This window comes from Claveliimonas bilis (assembly GCF_020892095.1).
Taxonomy (GTDB): Bacteria; Bacillota; Clostridia; order Lachnospirales; family Lachnospiraceae; genus Claveliimonas; species Claveliimonas bilis.
This window is the reverse complement of sequence record NZ_AP024845.1, coordinates 2,970,587-2,986,343: the sequence shown is the minus strand read 5'-3', so window position 1 is coordinate 2,986,343 and position 15,757 is coordinate 2,970,587. Positions and strand designations below refer to the sequence as shown.

Below are 15,757 nucleotides of genomic sequence, written 5' to 3'. Positions count from 1 at the left end.
ATAGTGAGGGCGTTTTTTACATGAAAAGACTGGGTGAGTATTTGTTTTTATGGGTGGTAGGAGGAATGCTTTATTATTCTTTCGAATTTATTTTTCGCGGCTTTTCCCACTGGAGTATGTTTGTTTTGGGAGGTGTCTGCCTCGTTTTCTGTGCCTGGCAGGGACAGATTCTGGAATGGAAGGATCCGTTCTTTCGGCAGATTCTGCGCTGTATCATCTTTGTAACAGCCTGTGAATTTATTACCGGGATTATTGTAAATAAATGGATGAAATGGCATGTCTGGGATTATACCGGACTTCCGTTCCAATTGTGGGGGCAGATCTGTCTGCCTTTTATGATCATTTTTTCCGGCCTGTGCGCCATAGGGATCCTGCTGGGAGGATATCTTTTATGGGGTGTGTTTGGCGAGAAAAAACCGCATTTTTTCCTGTTTTAACTTTGGGGAAAAATATGCTATACTAAATGAGCACAAAAGATTAAGCACAAAAAGGAGTACTTAGATGGCAGAATTAACCCCAATGATGCAGCAGTATATGGAGACGAAAAAAGAATATAAAGACTGCATTTTGTTTTATAGACTTGGTGACTTTTATGAAATGTTTTTTGAGGATGCACTGACCGCATCCAGAGAACTGGAAATCACACTGACCGGAAAAAACTGCGGGCTGGAAGAGCGGGCACCCATGTGTGGTGTCCCTTATCATGCTGTGGACAGTTATCTGAACCGCCTTGTTTCCAAGGGGTATAAAGTGGCAATATGTGAGCAGATGGAGGATCCGGCCACAGCGAAGGGGATTGTGCGCCGTGAGGTTGTCCGTATTGTAACGCCGGGGACAAATCTGGACACACAGGCTCTGGATGAAACGAAAAATAATTATATCATGTGTGTCGCTTACATAGGAGACCGGTACGGAGTGTCAGTTGCAGATGTAACCACAGGAGATTATTTTGTCACAGAGCTGGATGAGAGCAGTAAACTGTTTGACGAGATCAGCCGGTTTATGCCATCTGAACTTGTCTGCAATGAGGCTTTCTACATGAGCGGTATGGATCTTGATGATCTGAAAGAGCGTCTTGGAATTACTATCTATGCACTGGATTCATGGTATTTTGATGACGCGATCTGCAAAAGAACACTTCTTGAGCATTTTAAAACCAGTTCCCTGGAAGGACTGGGCCTTGCTGATTATGACTGCGGCGTGATCGGCGCCGGCGCCCTTTTTGTATATCTGAAGGAGACTCAGAAGACAGACCTTTGCCAGTTTACAAGACTGACCGGATACACAACAGGAAAATATATGCTTTTAGACAGTTCAAGCCGAAGAAATCTGGAGCTGTGTGAAACCTTGCGGGAAAAGCAGAAAAGAGGATCCCTTTTGTGGGTGCTTGATAAGACAAAGACTGCCATGGGGGCAAGAACACTTCGGAGTATGCTGGAACAGCCTCTGATTGAGAAAAAAGCGATTGTGGAACGTTTGGATGCGGTAGAGGAATTAAAGGACAATGCCATATGCAGAGAAGAGATGCGTGAATACCTTTCTCCCATCTATGACCTGGAAAGACTTCTTAGCAAAGTAGCCTACAGATCAGCAAATCCGAGAGATCTGACTGCTTTTGGAAGTTCTCTGTCTATGCTTCCTCACATCCGCTGTATCCTGGAGGATATGAAAAGTCCGCTTCTTAAGAAGCTTTATAACAATCTTGATCCCCTTGAAGATCTTTGCAGGCTGATTTCCGCTGCAATCTGCGAGGAGCCGCCTATTGCCATGAAAGAGGGCGGGATCATTCGGGAAGGTTACAATGAAGAAGTGGACCGCCTCCGCCATGCCAAGACAGAAGGAAAAGACTGGCTTGCAAAATTGGAGGAGGAAGAAAGGGAAAAGACAGGAATCAAGAATCTTCGTATCCGTTATAATAAAGTATTTGGTTACTATCTTGAGGTTACCAATTCTTTTAAACATCTGGTGCCGGAATACTACACAAGAAAGCAGACGCTGGCAAATGCGGAGCGATACATTATTCCGCGCCTGAAGGAGCTGGAAGATACCATTCTCGGAGCGGAGGATAAGCTTTATGCTTTGGAATATGAACTGTACTGCCAGGTGAGAGATGCCATCGGACAGGAAGTTGTGAGAATACAAAAAACTGCCAAAGCTGTGGCGGAACTGGATACTCTGGCCTCCCTTGCGCTTGTGGCAGAAAGAAACCGCTATGTCCGCCCCAAAATCAATGAAAAAGGAGTCATCAATATTAAAGACGGGCGGCATCCGGTCGTAGAGCAGATGATCCCAAATGACATGTTCATTGCCAATGATACATATCTGGATGATAAAAAGAATCGGATTTCTATTATAACAGGTCCCAATATGGCGGGAAAATCTACCTATATGCGTCAGACAGCACTGATCGTGCTGATGGCGCAGGTTGGCTGCTTTGTACCGGCTTCCAGTGCTGATATCGGCATTGTAGACCGGATTTTTACCAGAGTAGGCGCTTCAGATGATCTGGCGTCCGGACAGAGTACATTTATGGTGGAAATGACCGAAGTTGCCAACATTTTAAGAAACGCCACACGAAACAGCCTGCTGATCCTGGATGAGATCGGAAGAGGAACCAGTACCTTTGACGGACTTAGCATTGCGTGGGCTGTGATTGAACATATCAGCAACACACGGCTTCTTGGTGCAAAAACACTTTTTGCAACCCATTATCATGAGCTGACTGAGCTGGAAGGTAAGATTGATAACGTAAACAACTATTGTATTGCAGTAAAGGAAAAGGGCGATGATATTGTATTCTTGAGGAAAATTGTAAAAGGAGGCGCAGACCGGAGTTATGGAATCCAGGTTGCAAAACTTGCCGGAGTGCCGGAATCTGTCACAACAAGAGCAAGGGAAATTGCAGAAGAGCTTTCCTATGCAGATATCACAACAAGAGTAAAAGATATTGCTGTGGGAGGACATGAGCCGAGGAAAAAGGCCAAAAAATATGATGAAGTGGATCTGGCTCAGATGTCCTTGTTTGATACAGTAAAAGATGACGATGTACTGGAAGAGATAAAAAATCTGGATGTCAGTCATCTGACTCCCATAGACGCACTGAATACTTTGTACCAGCTTCAGAACAAATTAAAGAACAGGTGGTAGATATGAGCAGAATACAGGTTTTAGACCAGGTGACGATTGATAAGATCGCAGCAGGAGAAGTGATCGAAAGGCCGGCATCCATTGTAAAAGAGCTGACGGAAAACGCCATAGATGCAGGAGCAACCTCCATTGCAGTAGAGATAAAAGAAGGCGGGATTTCTTTCATACGAGTGACGGACAATGGCTGCGGCATTGAAAAAGAAGATATACCAAATGCCTTCCTCCGTCATTCTACCAGCAAGATCCGTACAGCGGAGGATCTTGCCCATATTGCCTCCCTGGGATTCCGCGGGGAGGCTTTGTCCCTTTATAGGAAAGTTCAACTTTTGCTGAACTCTTGAATGAAACTAGCCCGCACAAAGGCGGGCATAGGAAACAGACGATTTTGTTTTAGAAAATATAAAAACCTTCTTCGCCAAAACCGTCATCATCCAGATCGTCAAATTCGTGTAAGAAATAATCCATGTCCAAAAGGTCATCGTCGCTCATATCACGGATTTCATCAGAGGTCATACCTTCTGGAGGATTTTTTATATACTGTTCCCGAAGTTCCTTTGCAAGTTCTGCCTCAGTAATTCGTTTGATATTGTCCGCCTCCATTTCTGTATCAGATATATTGATTGTATCACGCAGAAGGAGACGATGGAAGAAAAGAAAAAGAGGCAGGAGCCCGGCACCGATGCTTTCGCATAACCTTTTCGTATAATTCATGCAAAGGAACCGGTCTGTGGTTGAAATATAATTCAAGAAAAAGCATGGTCGTACCACAGGAAGGACACTTTAAAGGATCATATCCGAAGGAATGCAGGATGGAATCCCGCCAACGGTTAAAAGAAAGAAATATCTTATGCTTTTCCCTTGAAATAGCCCGGCGGAGGTATTTGTCAGATTTACGGTGCCTGGCATAGATGCCATAGTAACGGATCATTTTGAAATGTTTTTCCGGGATATGCTGGGTAAGCCTGGCTATGAAATCAAGGACCGGGATGGTTTCAGAGACCAGTTTTTCATCTTCATGCCGATGATAATGAAAGGTAACAAATTCGCCATCATAAGAATCAATGCGGGAGGTTGCGATCACAGGGCGTCCGAGATAACGGCCAATGTACTTGATCACGTGAGATGGATTACATTTGTTGGGTAAGGCCCGGACGTAAAAACCATTTTTGTGATCGGCATAGACAGAAGCCTTAAGCTTTTTAAAAGGGTCACCGATCCTGGAATGTAATTCGTTGAGAAGAACGGTCTGGAAAGAATCCCGCAGGAGTTTGTAGTTGAAGTGCTTTTTGTGGCGCCAGCGCAGAGAGAGGCCAACGCCGCCTTCGGAAACGAGACAATGGATATGAGGATTCCATTTCAGATCCCTGCCAAAGGTATGAAGGACACAGATAAAACCAGGAGTAAAGCGTTCAGCATAGTTATCTTTGAGGAACATACGGGAGACGACGCGGTTGACAGCAGAAAAGAGGCAATTTAAGAGCGAACGGTCCTGCAGGAACAGAGGACGGAGTTCTCTGGCAATGGTAAACACACAATGGCGATGCTGGACATGGATGATTTTAAAAGACATCGAGGTAGTCCTGTCAATGGAATACATGTTACCGCAGGAAGGACAGAAGCGGGAGTGACAGCGAAAAGGGAGAAACTTAAGATTACCGCAGGAAGGGCAGGCATACATGGTGCCACCAAAAGAGGGATCGCCGCAATGGATCATTTTTTCTACATTTTCGATGACAGAGTCACGAGGATGTTGGATATAGAGCATTTCTTCAAAATGGTCTGTAAAAATCTTCTGTAAGATATTCATAAGACTATTATGAAGGAAAAAGACACAAAAAGAAACCCCTAATCCCCTCAAGATTGAGGGGCGGGGGAGTTGAAGTGTCGAAGACACTTTTTTAAGTATTGCCGCTGTATCCCAGGTGGAACTGATTACAAAGACGAAGGAAAATACATTCGGATCCTCCTATCGGATCGAGGGTGGAAGAGAAGCGGCTTTCGAGGATACAGGCGCGCCGGACGGCACCACATTTCTTGTAAGACAGCTCTTTTATAATACTCCGGCGCGGCGGAAATTTTTAAAAACAGCTATGACAGAAGCGAGCCATGTGGGAGATCTCGTTATGCGCCTTGCCCTTTCTCACCCTGAAATTTCCTTTCAGTTCTATAATAACGGTCAGTCAAAAATCCACACATCAGGCAACGGAAATCTGAAGGATGTCATTTATCATATATATGGAAGAGAAATTGCCGGACACCTTCTGGAAGTGAACTGTGAAACAGAAGGGCTGAAGATCAGGGGATATATTGGAGAACCGCTGATCTCACGGGGAAACCGCAATTTTGAAAACTATTTTATAAACGGGCGCTATATAAAAAGCAATATTATAGCCAAAGCCATTGAGGACGCTTATAAAGATTTTCAGATGCAGCACAAGTATCCTTTTACTGTACTGCATCTGACGGCAGATACACAAGCGATTGATGTCAACGTACATCCCACAAAAATGGAGATCCGTTTTCAGAACCAGCAGGAGATATATAAAGCCGTCAGTGAAGCAGTAGGGCGGGCTCTTCATCAGGAGGAACTGATTCCGGAGGTGGAAGTGCCCGAACCGCCATCTGTCACAGAAAAAGCACCCGAAAAACAGAGCGCGGTCGGTTTTGATACAAACGAAAACGTCAAGAAACAGAGTACACTCTATCAAAAACAGAGTGTACTCCAAAATTCCAACTCATCCAACAGCGAAAAACAGAGCGCGCTCCGCGAAAATCCTCCACAAAGAGACTTGGATTATTTTATGAAGAAGATGCGGGAGAGGGTTCTTTCCTATCATCAGCAAAATTCTTCTGCAGAAGTAAAGGAACAAGGTGAAATATTCAAGCCTGACAGACAAAAAGACCGGATCATGGAAGCAGTAAATTACAGAAAAGCTTCAGAACCGGAATCCCTGTCCAACCGGCAGATGAATCTCTTTGAAGATAAGCTTTTAAGTAAGGCTTCTGTACCGGAACATAAAATTATCGGGCAGGTTTTTGATACATACTGGCTTGTGCAGTACAAAGACAATCTGTATATTATCGACCAGCATGCTGCCCACGAAAGAGTGCTCTATGAAAAGACGCTTGCCGGAATGAAAACAAGGGAATTTACATCTCAGAATATCAGCCCGCCCATTATTTTAAATCTGTCTATGCAGGAAGCACAGCTTTTAAATACCTATATGGACAGGTTTGAAAGGATCGGCTTTGAAATAGAAGAATTTGGGCAGGATTCCTATGCAGTCCGGGCAGTTCCTGACAATTTATTTGATATTGCAAAAAAAGAATTGCTCATGGAGATGATTGACAGCTTATCCGATGAGATTTATACTGGACTGGCACCGGATATCATTGATGAAAAGATTGCGTCCATGTCCTGTAAGGCAGCGGTAAAAGGGAAGATGCAGATTTCTGCAAAAGAAGCAGAAACTCTGATAGGCGAGCTTTTGAAGCTGGAGAATCCCTATCACTGCCCTCATGGAAGACCAACCATCATTGCAATGAGCAAACGGGAGCTGGAGAAAAAGTTTAAGAGGATCGTGTAATGAAAAGGCCATTGGTCATATTGACAGGCCCTACCGCCGTAGGGAAAACAAGTCTGTCTCTCTCTCTTGCGAAAGAGTTAGACGGAGAGATCGTCTCCGCCGATTCCATGCAGGTATACCGATACATGGATATCGGTACGGCGAAGATACGTGAAGAAGAACGGCAGGGGATTCCACATCATCTGATCGATGTGCTGGATCCCTGGGAAGATTTTAATGTGGTACGTTTCCAGAAAATGGCGCGTGAAGCGCTTGAGGAAATCTGGGAACGGGGACATATTCCTATTGTAACAGGCGGAACGGGGTTCTATATTCAGGCGCTTTTGTATGACATTCATTTTACAGAAAATAATGAGGATTCTTCTTTGAGAAAGGATCTGGAAAATTATGCCCGTGAAAATGGAGCAGAAGCGCTTCATTCAAGACTTGTGGAAGTAGATGAAAAGGCGGCTTCCCAGATTCATTTTAATAATGTGAAGAGGGTGATCCGCGCTCTGGAATTTTATTATCAGACCGGCAAAAAAATGTCAGAGCACAATGAGGAGGAGCGAAAGAGAACCTCTCCGTATGATTTTAAATATTTTGTATTGAACGACGAAAGGGAACATCTCTATGCCGGGATCAATAGAAGAGTTGATCTGATGATGGAGGAAGGGCTTGTAGAGGAGGTACGAAAATTAAAAGAAATGGGATGCGACAGCGCGATGGTATCTATGCAGGGGTTGGGATATAAGGAAATCCTTTCTCATCTGGAAGGGGAATATACCTTGGATGAAGCTGTATACAAGATCAAAAGAGACACCCGTCATTTTGCCAAAAGACAGATTACCTGGTTCAAAAGGGAGCGGGATGTGATCTGGCTCCATAAACCGGATTACGATTATGATGAAACGAAAATAAGGGAGGCAGTTCTTTCTTATTACATATAGAGGGAAATAAGATTTAAGATACAAAAGGGGAGCGATGGAAATGTTAAAAAAATTATTTGGAGGTTTTGGAGGATCGAAATTTTTAAAGAGGATGAATCCTTTGATGGAGCTGTACGCCCACAGCCGCAACAGTGAGAAAACCTATCAGGAGCTGTTGGCTCTGGAACCGCTGATCCGCACAAAGGGGGAGAGGGCAATGTTCAATCTGAACCGTGCGGGAATCCTGTATGATATGTACAGATACAGGGAAGCTGCAGATATCATGCGTGAAATCCCGGCTTTAAATCCGGAGTTTGATGCGCAGTGCGCCGAGATGAAAACAAAGATCATGGCTGCTATGACAAGGGGAGAACATCGATAAAAATGCCATGATAATGAGGAGAAAACAGATAATGCAAAAGATCAATGATATAGAAGAAATGTATGAAAGCCTGGGGATTTCGAAAAAGGTTTTGGAGTTTGGAAAGCAGGCGGAACTAAAGTTAAAGGAGCGGTTTGAAGCCATTGACCGAACGGCGGAGTACAATCAGCTCAAAGTGATCGGTGCTATGCAGAAAAACCGTGTCAGTGAGGGGTGTTTTCATTATGCCAGCGGATATGGATATGACGATCAGGGGCGGGATACTTTAGAAAAAGTATACGCTGATGTATTTCATACAGAGGCTACTCTTGTGCGGCCCCAGATTGCCTGCGGAACGCACGCTCTTGCCCTTGCTCTTGGAGCGAACTTAAGGCCGGGAGACGAGTTGCTCTCTCCGGCAGGGAAACCATATGATACATTGGAGGAAGTGATCGGTATCCGCCCGTCAGCGGGATCCCTGGCAGAATATGGTATTACTTACCGCCAGGTGGATCTTAAGCCGGACGGAAGTTTTGACTATGAGAACATTGAAAAAGCCATTCATGAAAAAACAAAATTAATTACCATTCAGCGGTCAAAGGGATATCAGACAAGACCGAGTTTTTCCGTCGCCCAGATTGGGGAATTGATCGCTTTTGTAAAAAAGATCAAACCGGATGTTATCTGTATGGTTGACAACTGTTATGGTGAATTTGTAGAGACAATAGAACCCAGTGATGTGGGAGCAGATATGGTCGTGGGATCCCTTATCAAAAATCCGGGCGGAGGACTTGCGCCCATCGGCGGTTATGTTGCCGGCAGAACGGATCTGATTGAAAACTGCGGATACCGTCTGACCTCTCCCGGACTTGGCCGGGAAGTGGGGGCTTCTCTGGGGGTGATGCAGTCCTTTTACCAGGGGCTTTTCCTTGCGCCGACCGTGGTGGCAAGCGCCCTTAAAGGAGCGATCCTTGCGGCCAACCTTTATGAATCTCTGGGATTTCCGGTAGTGCCTGACGGCTCCGAGAGCAGGCACGATATTATTCAGGCGGTAGAGCTTGGCACGCCGGAGGGCGTGATCGCTTTCTGCCAGGGCATCCAGGCAGCGGCGCCGGTAGATTCCTATGTAACGCCGGAACCATGGGCTATGCCCGGCTATGACAGCGATGTGATCATGGCAGCCGGAGCTTTTGTACAGGGTTCTTCCATAGAACTGAGTGCTGACGGTCCCATCAAACCGCCCTACGCAGTATATTTTCAGGGAGGCCTGACCTGGCCTCACGCCAAACTTGGCATTTTAATGTCTCTGGAACATATGGTTCGGAAAGGATTGGTTCAAATATGAGAAGAACCGTTGTCATCGGAGGAGGAGCTTCCGGGCTTGTAGCCTCCATTGCGGCAGCCGGAAAAGGCGCTGACGTAACCTTAGTGGAACAAAAAGAACTGGTGGGAAAGAAAATCCTGTCTACCGGAAATGGCCGCTGTAATCTTACAAACCTTGCCATGAGTCCCGAATATTACCGTGGAGGGAACCCGGACACAGTAGAGAAGGTACTCCATACTTTCGGCACGGAAGATACCGTCAGATTTTTCAGAAAGCTGGGAATTATAACAAAAGCAAGAGGAACCTACCTTTACCCTAAGAATGATCAGGCATCGTCCGTCCGGGAAGCACTGGCTCTTGGAATCGCCCGGCTCCAGGTAGAAACGTATCTTCAGACAAAGGTAGAAAAGGTTTCTTTTTCTAAAGGAAAATTTGATATATATACGAGGAAAAACGGAGAAGAACAAAGATTTGAAGCTGACAGGCTGATCCTTGCCGCCGGCGGCAAGGCTTCTCCAGGTCTTGGATCTGACGGCAGCGGATATCAACTTGCCAAAAGCCTGGGACATACCATAACCCCGGTCTTTCCGGCGTTGGTGCAGCTTACGTCGGATGATCCTGCTTTTCGGAAGCTGGCCGGCGTAAGAAGCGACGCAAAGATTGTTCTTATGTCAGACGGAGCTGCAGTGTGTGCCGACCAGGGAGAGATTCAATTTACAGATTACGGGCTTTCAGGTATCCCTGTCTTTCAGGTGAGCCGGTTCGCTGCAGAGGGCCTGCGGGAAGGAAAGCCTGTTTCTGTCATCCTTGACTTCCTTCCGGAGATGCAGGAGACAGAAATCTGCGCCCTCTTCAGAGAGAAGCAAAAAGACTGGAGCGACAATACTGCGGAAGAATTTTTAAGAGGAATTTTTCACCGCAAACTGGTAAATGTGCTCCTTACCCGGGCACACATCCGCTGGTCGCAGAAAGTGGAGAATTTCAGCGAAGAAGATTTTGCAGGACTCGCCTGCCTCTGCAAAAAATTTGAAGTAAAGATTACAGGAACCCGTTCTTTTGATCAGGCGCAGGTCTGTGCAGGAGGAGTTTCTCTTGAAGAGATCGATCCTCTGACTATGGAATCCCTGAAATGCCCCGGGCTGTATATAACAGGCGAACTCCTTGACGTCGACGGCATGTGTGGGGGATATAATCTGCAGTGGGCCTGGGCAACGGGATATATAGCCGGAGAAGCGGCGGCGCTATAAGAGAAAAACGAAGGAAAGGACGGATGTTTATGATCAGACTCCAGCAGTTGAAATTGAATATCGATCATACAGAAGCGGATCTTAGGAGGAAACTTTTGAAAACCCTCCGTGTGAAAGAAGATGCGCTTCTTTCATATCAAATAGAAAAGCAGTCTCTGGATGCCAGGAAAAAGCCTCAGCTTTCCTATGTGTATACAGTGGCTGTCCATTTAAAAAATGAAAAGGAGTTTTTGAAAAAGAACCGGAACGCCAACATCCAGGCTGCCAGCGAAAATCGGTATCACATGGACGTTTCGGGAACGGAAGCGCTGAGGGAAAGGCCTGTCATAGTCGGCAGCGGTCCGGCAGGTCTGTTCTGTGCTTATATGCTTGCCAAAGCCGGATACCGACCGCTGCTTTTGGAACGGGGAATGCCTGTGGAGCAGCGGAAAAAAGATGTAGAGAAGTTCTGGGAGACACAGAGTCTTGATCCGGAATCAAACGTACAGTTCGGCGAGGGAGGAGCCGGTACCTTTTCTGACGGCAAACTCAATACTCTTGTGAAAGATAAAGATGGCAGGGACCGGAAGGTGCTGGAAATTTTTGTGAAGAACGGTGCGCCCAAAGATATCCTGTATGTGAATAAACCTCATATCGGAACTGACCTTTTGATGTCCATTGTGGCAAACATGCGAAAAGAGATTCTTGCATCAGGAGGCGAAGTCCTCTTTCATACGAGAATGGATCGGATACTTCAAAATGAGAACGGTACCTTGCAGGAATTACTTGTCACAGATACAGTCACTGGCCGGAGCCGGCATATAAAGGCAGATATCTGTGTTCTTGCCATCGGTCACAGCGCCCGCGATACATTTGCCATGCTGGATGAGGAACAGGTGAAAATGGAGGCGAAATCCTTTGCTGTAGGAGTACGTATTGAGCATCCGCAGAAAATGATCGATCTGTCACAGTACGGCGATACCACTTTGCCTCTTCCGGCGGCAGCCTATAAACTGACGGCTTCTTCCTCTGATGGGAGAGGGGTATATACATTCTGCATGTGCCCCGGGGGATATGTAGTGAATGCTTCCTCGGAACAAGGTTATCTGGCGGTCAACGGCATGAGTTATCACGACAGGGCAGGCGAAAACGCCAATAGTGCTGTTGTGGTTACCGTTTCACCGGAAGATTTCGGCGGAAGCGGCGTGCTTGCCGGAGTGGCTTTTCAAAGAAGACTGGAAAAAGCAGCTTTTGCGACTGGCGGCGGTCTTGTCCCGATACAGCTGTTTGAGGATTTCTGCCAGGGGAAAATAACAGAAAATCTGGGCGAGATCACCCCGCAGATCAAAGGGGGATATGCTTTTGGAAACGTACGGGGGATCTTCCCGGAGGAAATTTCCCGCGCTCTGGAAGAAGGGATAAAAGCCTTCGGAAGAAAACTTCCGGGATATGACAGGAAAGACGCCGTCCTCGCCGGCGTGGAAAGCCGGACATCTTCCCCGGTACGTATTCTGCGGGGAGCTGATATGCAGGGAAGCATAAGAGGACTTTACCCATGCGGCGAGGGAGCGGGCTATGCCGGAGGAATTACTTCAGCCGCTATGGACGGTTTGAAGACGGCGGAAGCAATCGCCAGAAAATATCATCCTTTCGACAAAGAGACAAAGGATTAAGAAATTTTTAATGGGATAAGGCTATACACTTTTTTTGAAATATGATAGAATATATTGAGTTTTTTAAAGAAAAACAAAGATGTGAGGTGGAGTACATATGAAAGGAGCAGGCGGGAAAAATTCCTGGGCTTTGTTTCTGCTGATTCTGGCAGGAATTGTCCTGGGAGGTTTTATCGGTATGCTTGCAGGTGATACAGGGGGACTTAGTTGGCTTAACTATGGACAGACATTCGGGTTAAGCGAGCCGGTTGTGCTGAATCTTGGCATAGTCGTTATTACATTCGGACTTACGATCAAAATTACGGTTGCCAGCATCATCGGCATGGTTCTTGCAATTATTATTTATCGCTTCTTGTAATAACCGATCTTTACGTGAAGGTTATACTTATCTACAAAGGATGAATCAGACAAATACCATGAAAGAAATGTTGGTATCAGAGCGCCCATACGAAAAGTGTGACGAAAAAGGGGCAGGCAGCTTAAGCGACGCGGAACTTCTGTCTGTTCTGCTGCGCACTGGTACAAGGGGAGAAAATGTCCTGGAGCTTTCCAGGAAAATTTTAAAAGAAGCCGGGGAGGACGGCCTTTTGGGACTCCACCGCTTTACAAAAGAAAAATTTATGAAGATCAGAGGTGTGGGGAAAGTGAAAACGATCCAGCTCCTCTGTATTTTAGAACTGTCTGCAAGGCTTGCGAAAGCTGAAGCGCGCAAAACACTGTGTTTCAGAAATCCGTCAACGATTGCCGGATATTATATGGAAGAAATGCGTCATCTTTCCCAGGAACATATGAAGTTGTTAATGCTGGACACAAAATCAAATCTTATTGCTGAAAAGAATATTTACAAAGGAACTGTAAATGCATCATTGGTAGAACCAAGAGAGATTTTTGTGGAGGCGGTAAAAAGGGAGGCGGTTTCTATTATTCTGCTCCATAATCATCCCAGTGGAGATCCGACTCCAAGCAAAGCGGATGTGGCGATTACTCGGCGGATAAGGCTGGCCGGAGAATTAATTGGAATTGAACTGTTAGATCATATTATTATTGGGAATAATTCTTATATCAGTTTTCTGGAAGAGAATCTGATATACACGAAAGGATAAGAGCAAAAATGGCACGGAATGTATACGGACTTGATCTCGGATCCTATGAGATCAAAGTATATGATAAGAAGAAAGATACGATCTGGAAAGAAAAAAACGTGATTGCCATTGCAAATAAAAAAGAGGTATTTGCTGTGGGCGATGAAGCATATGAGATGTTTGAAAAAGCCCCGGCCAATATACAGGTTGTCTTTCCTATGAAAGACGGAGTGATTTCCAGATTTAACGATATGCAGTACCTTCTTCAGGGACTTTTGAAAAAGGACAGAGGGTTCGCACGGGGAGCGGAGTATGTAATTGCCGTTCCTACAGATGTGACGGAGGTGGAAAAGAAAGCTTTTTTCGATCTTGTCATTCATTCTACAGCCCGGGCAAAAGAAGTCAATATTGTGGAACGGGGGATTGCCGATGCAGTAGGTCTGAATCTGGATGTACAGAATACGAAGGGGCTGTTCATTGTAAACCTGGGCGGAGACACGACTGAACTTTCCATTCTTGCCGGAGGCGGTATTGTACTGAACCGGCTTATAAAAGTGGGAGGTGCAACCTTTGACAATGCTGTTGCCCAGCTTGTACGTTATAACCATGACTTCCTGATCGGAAAGGTAACCTCAGAAATCCTGAGAAAAAGGTTCGGTGTGTTCAGCGAGGACAACAGCGCTTCGCTTACCGTTGCCGGAAGAGATCTGATCACCGGAGTTCCGCAGCAAAGAGAAATTTCTATCAGCCTTGTGCGGGCCGCTATCAAAGATCCTCTGGAGGAATGCATTCACTGTATCCATTCTCTCCTGGACCGTACCCCTCCGGAGGTGCGGAAGGCAGTTTACCGTAACGGTATTTTTCTGACGGGAGGACTTGCCAATCTTCCGGGACTGGAGGTATATATGGAAGAAATGACAGGCATACGTGTCCGGACGGCTATTGATCCGGATATCTGTGCAGTGACAGGGCTGAAGCAGATCATTCAGTCCAAAGAACTAAGAAAACTGGCGTATTCGATGCTGGATGAAAATTATAGGTGGATGAGATAGTATGAAGATCAAAAATCAAAATACGATTCCAAGTAAATATCTTCTTCTGATCGTTGTTGTTGTGTGCGGCATCTTACTGGGAGCGGAACGTTTTATGGACGGAGGTCCTCTTAGCTGGGTGGCAAATTATACCATCATTCCCATGCAAAAAGGGATCAGCTATGTAGGAACGTGGATGAGCGATCTCACAGATAATTTTGCAACTCTTAAGGATCTTCAAAAAGAAAACGAAGAACTGCAGGAGAGAATAGATACTCTGACCATCGACAATACCCGCTTAAGACAGGAGCAGTATGAACTGGAAAGACTGCAGGAACTCTATAAATTGGATCAGAATTATGCGGATTATGAAAAAGTCGGGGCACATGTGATCGCCAACAACGGAACGAACTGGTTCAGTTCCTTTACCATCGATAAAGGCAGCAATGACGGGATCCGCAAGGATATGAACGTACTGGCCGGAAGCGGTCTCGTAGGTATTGTTACAGATGTAGGACCCGATTATGCACAGGTTCGTTCCATTATCGACGATGGAAGTAATGTCAGCGGTATGGTTCTTTCCACTTCCGACCTCTGTATGGTACGCGGTGATCTGCAGCTTATGGAAGACGGCAGGATCCGCTTTGAAAAACTTCCCAACAATGATAACGAGATCGAGGTGGGAGAGCAGGTTGTGACCTCCCATATCAGCTCAACTTACCTCCAGGGACTTTTCATCGGATATATTTCCGAGATCAGTGTGGACTCCAACAATCTGACAAGATCCGGATATATTACTCCGGCAGTGGATTTTTCCAAACTTCAGGAAGTCCTTGTTATTACGACAACAAAGCAGGATCTTACGAATCAGGATGAAGGCAGCGAAGGTGAATAGCCTATGAAAAGAAAAGTTATTACATTTTGTATTATTATTATATGTTTCCTTCTGCAGTCTACTGTTTTTGCAGAGTTGACGTTTGCCTCTATCCGTCCCAATCTGATGATCATTCTGACATCAGCTCTCGGTTTTATGAGAGGAAAAAAGACAGGGATGGCAGTAGGATTCTTCTCCGGTATTCTGATGGATGTGTTCTGGGGGGAAACTCTTGGATTTTATGCGCTGATCCTTACAGTGATCGGCTATCTGAACGGAAGCTTTAAGCGTCTGTTTTATGATGAGGATATTAAGCTTCCGCTTGTCCTTATTGCGGGAAGCGAACTGGTTTACGGGCTGGTCATTTACATTTGTTTCTTTATGATGCAGGGTGATTTCCATTTCTTTTATTACCTGATCCATCTGATCATGCCCGAATTGGTATATACTATTCTGGTAACGATTGTTTTATACCAGATCCTTCTCTACATGAACCGTAAATTAGAAGAAGAAGAACAAAGGAGTGCAAGTAAGTTTGTATAGT

At 45.5% G+C, this 15,757-nt stretch carries 15 protein-coding genes and 1 pseudogene; 14 read left to right on the top strand and 2 right to left on the bottom strand.

Annotated elements, in window-relative coordinates; translation table 11 throughout:
* The first annotated feature begins 20 nt into the window (after nt 1–20).
* From EUBC25_RS14490 to mutL (EUBC25_RS14480), 3 genes and pseudogenes are all read left to right on the top strand, one after another.
* Complete coding sequence (locus EUBC25_RS14490; RefSeq protein ID WP_230106171.1) at nt 21–437, top strand: putative ABC transporter permease; 417 nt, start codon at nt 21–23, stop codon at nt 435–437.
* 64 nt (nt 438–501) lie between these two features.
* Nucleotides 502–3,147, top strand: coding sequence for a DNA mismatch repair protein MutS (gene mutS / locus EUBC25_RS14485; RefSeq protein WP_230106170.1), 2,646 nt, complete (start codon nt 502–504; stop codon nt 3,145–3,147).
* Between the two features lie 2 nt (nt 3,148–3,149).
* Nucleotides 3,150–3,452, top strand: a pseudogene (mutL, locus tag EUBC25_RS14480) (DNA mismatch repair endonuclease MutL); the annotation flags it as partial.
* 85 nt (nt 3,453–3,537) lie between these two features.
* Here mutL (EUBC25_RS14480) and EUBC25_RS14475 read toward each other — a convergent pair.
* Nucleotides 3,538–3,747 carry a hypothetical protein gene (locus EUBC25_RS14475; protein WP_230105678.1) on the bottom strand — a complete coding sequence of 70 codons (210 nt, stop codon included), beginning with the start codon at nt 3,745–3,747 and terminating at the stop codon, nt 3,538–3,540.
* A gap of 25 nt (nt 3,748–3,772) precedes the next feature.
* Nucleotides 3,773–4,954 carry an IS91 family transposase gene (locus EUBC25_RS14470; protein ID WP_230105679.1) on the bottom strand — a complete coding sequence of 394 codons (1,182 nt, stop codon included), beginning with the start codon at nt 4,952–4,954 and terminating at the stop codon, nt 3,773–3,775.
* Nucleotides 4,955–5,069: 115 nt separating this feature from the next.
* On the opposite strand from EUBC25_RS14470, the gene mutL (EUBC25_RS14465) reads away from it, so the two are divergent.
* The 11 genes from mutL (EUBC25_RS14465) to mreD all read left to right on the top strand — a co-directional run bounded on the left by mutL (EUBC25_RS14465) (nt 5,070) and on the right by mreD (nt 15,756).
* On the top strand, nt 5,070–6,734 hold the full coding sequence (gene mutL, locus EUBC25_RS14465; RefSeq protein ID WP_230106169.1) for a DNA mismatch repair endonuclease MutL: 1,665 nt from the start codon (nt 5,070–5,072) through the stop codon (nt 6,732–6,734).
* Nucleotides 6,734–7,663: a tRNA (adenosine(37)-N6)-dimethylallyltransferase MiaA gene (miaA, locus tag EUBC25_RS14460; RefSeq protein WP_230106168.1), complete on the top strand. Its 930-nt coding sequence runs from the start codon at nt 6,734–6,736 to the stop codon at nt 7,661–7,663. The genes mutL (EUBC25_RS14465) and miaA overlap by 1 nt, the downstream gene beginning before the upstream one ends.
* 40 nt (nt 7,664–7,703) lie before the next feature.
* The gene (locus EUBC25_RS14455) at nt 7,704–8,024 is read left to right on the top strand and encodes a hypothetical protein (RefSeq protein ID WP_230106167.1); all 321 of its coding nucleotides are present in this window, start codon (nt 7,704–7,706) and stop codon (nt 8,022–8,024) included.
* 31 nt (nt 8,025–8,055) lie between these two features.
* Nucleotides 8,056–9,348 (top strand): methionine gamma-lyase family protein, encoded by a 1,293-nt coding sequence (locus tag EUBC25_RS14450; RefSeq protein ID WP_230106166.1) that lies wholly within the window; start codon nt 8,056–8,058, stop codon nt 9,346–9,348.
* Nucleotides 9,345–10,574 carry a BaiN/RdsA family NAD(P)/FAD-dependent oxidoreductase gene (locus tag EUBC25_RS14445; RefSeq protein WP_230106165.1) on the top strand — a complete coding sequence of 410 codons (1,230 nt, stop codon included), beginning with the start codon at nt 9,345–9,347 and terminating at the stop codon, nt 10,572–10,574. Before EUBC25_RS14450 ends, EUBC25_RS14445 begins: the two co-directional genes overlap by 4 nt.
* Before the next feature lie 29 nt (nt 10,575–10,603).
* A complete protein-coding gene (locus EUBC25_RS14440; RefSeq protein WP_230107619.1) occupies nt 10,604–12,226 on the top strand; it encodes an NAD(P)/FAD-dependent oxidoreductase in 1,623 nt (540 codons plus the stop codon).
* A gap of 97 nt (nt 12,227–12,323) precedes the next feature.
* Entirely contained in the window at nt 12,324–12,584 is a 261-nt protein-coding gene (locus EUBC25_RS14435; protein WP_230106164.1) for a DUF4321 domain-containing protein, read from the top strand.
* Between the two features lie 40 nt (nt 12,585–12,624).
* The gene (gene radC / locus EUBC25_RS14430) at nt 12,625–13,329 is read left to right on the top strand and encodes a RadC family protein (RefSeq protein ID WP_230106163.1); all 705 of its coding nucleotides are present in this window, start codon (nt 12,625–12,627) and stop codon (nt 13,327–13,329) included.
* An 8-nt stretch (nt 13,330–13,337) separates the two neighbouring features.
* On the top strand, nt 13,338–14,360 hold the full coding sequence (locus tag EUBC25_RS14425; protein ID WP_230106162.1) for a rod shape-determining protein: 1,023 nt from the start codon (nt 13,338–13,340) through the stop codon (nt 14,358–14,360).
* Nucleotide 14,361: 1 nt separating this feature from the next.
* On the top strand, nt 14,362–15,234 hold the full coding sequence (gene mreC, locus EUBC25_RS14420; protein WP_230106161.1) for a rod shape-determining protein MreC: 873 nt from the start codon (nt 14,362–14,364) through the stop codon (nt 15,232–15,234).
* A 3-nt stretch (nt 15,235–15,237) separates the two neighbouring features.
* Nucleotides 15,238–15,756 (top strand): rod shape-determining protein MreD, encoded by a 519-nt coding sequence (gene mreD, locus EUBC25_RS14415; protein ID WP_230106160.1) that lies wholly within the window; start codon nt 15,238–15,240, stop codon nt 15,754–15,756.
* Nucleotide 15,757: the final 1 nt, after the last annotated feature.

What these genes read in the sequence shown, in the direction of transcription:
- EUBC25_RS14490 (WP_230106171.1), top strand. Translation starts at nt 21, where the DNA reads ATGAAAAGACTGGGTGAGTATTTGTTTTTATGGGTGGTAGGAGGAATG.
- mutS (WP_230106170.1), top strand. Translation starts at nt 502, where the DNA reads ATGGCAGAATTAACCCCAATGATGCAGCAGTATATGGAGACGAAAAAA.
- EUBC25_RS14475 (WP_230105678.1), bottom strand. Translation starts at nt 3,747, where the DNA reads ATGGAGGCGGACAATATCAAACGAATTACTGAGGCAGAACTTGCAAAG.
- EUBC25_RS14470 (WP_230105679.1), bottom strand. Translation starts at nt 4,954, where the DNA reads ATGAATATCTTACAGAAGATTTTTACAGACCATTTTGAAGAAATGCTC.
- miaA (WP_230106168.1), top strand. Translation starts at nt 6,734, where the DNA reads ATGAAAAGGCCATTGGTCATATTGACAGGCCCTACCGCCGTAGGGAAA.
- EUBC25_RS14455 (WP_230106167.1), top strand. Translation starts at nt 7,704, where the DNA reads ATGTTAAAAAAATTATTTGGAGGTTTTGGAGGATCGAAATTTTTAAAG.
- EUBC25_RS14450 (WP_230106166.1), top strand. Translation starts at nt 8,056, where the DNA reads ATGCAAAAGATCAATGATATAGAAGAAATGTATGAAAGCCTGGGGATT.
- EUBC25_RS14445 (WP_230106165.1), top strand. Translation starts at nt 9,345, where the DNA reads ATGAGAAGAACCGTTGTCATCGGAGGAGGAGCTTCCGGGCTTGTAGCC.
- EUBC25_RS14440 (WP_230107619.1), top strand. Translation starts at nt 10,604, where the DNA reads ATGATCAGACTCCAGCAGTTGAAATTGAATATCGATCATACAGAAGCG.
- EUBC25_RS14435 (WP_230106164.1), top strand. Translation starts at nt 12,324, where the DNA reads ATGAAAGGAGCAGGCGGGAAAAATTCCTGGGCTTTGTTTCTGCTGATT.
- radC (WP_230106163.1), top strand. Translation starts at nt 12,625, where the DNA reads ATGAATCAGACAAATACCATGAAAGAAATGTTGGTATCAGAGCGCCCA.
- EUBC25_RS14425 (WP_230106162.1), top strand. Translation starts at nt 13,338, where the DNA reads ATGGCACGGAATGTATACGGACTTGATCTCGGATCCTATGAGATCAAA.
- mreC (WP_230106161.1), top strand. Translation starts at nt 14,362, where the DNA reads ATGAAGATCAAAAATCAAAATACGATTCCAAGTAAATATCTTCTTCTG.
- mreD (WP_230106160.1), top strand. Translation starts at nt 15,238, where the DNA reads ATGAAAAGAAAAGTTATTACATTTTGTATTATTATTATATGTTTCCTT.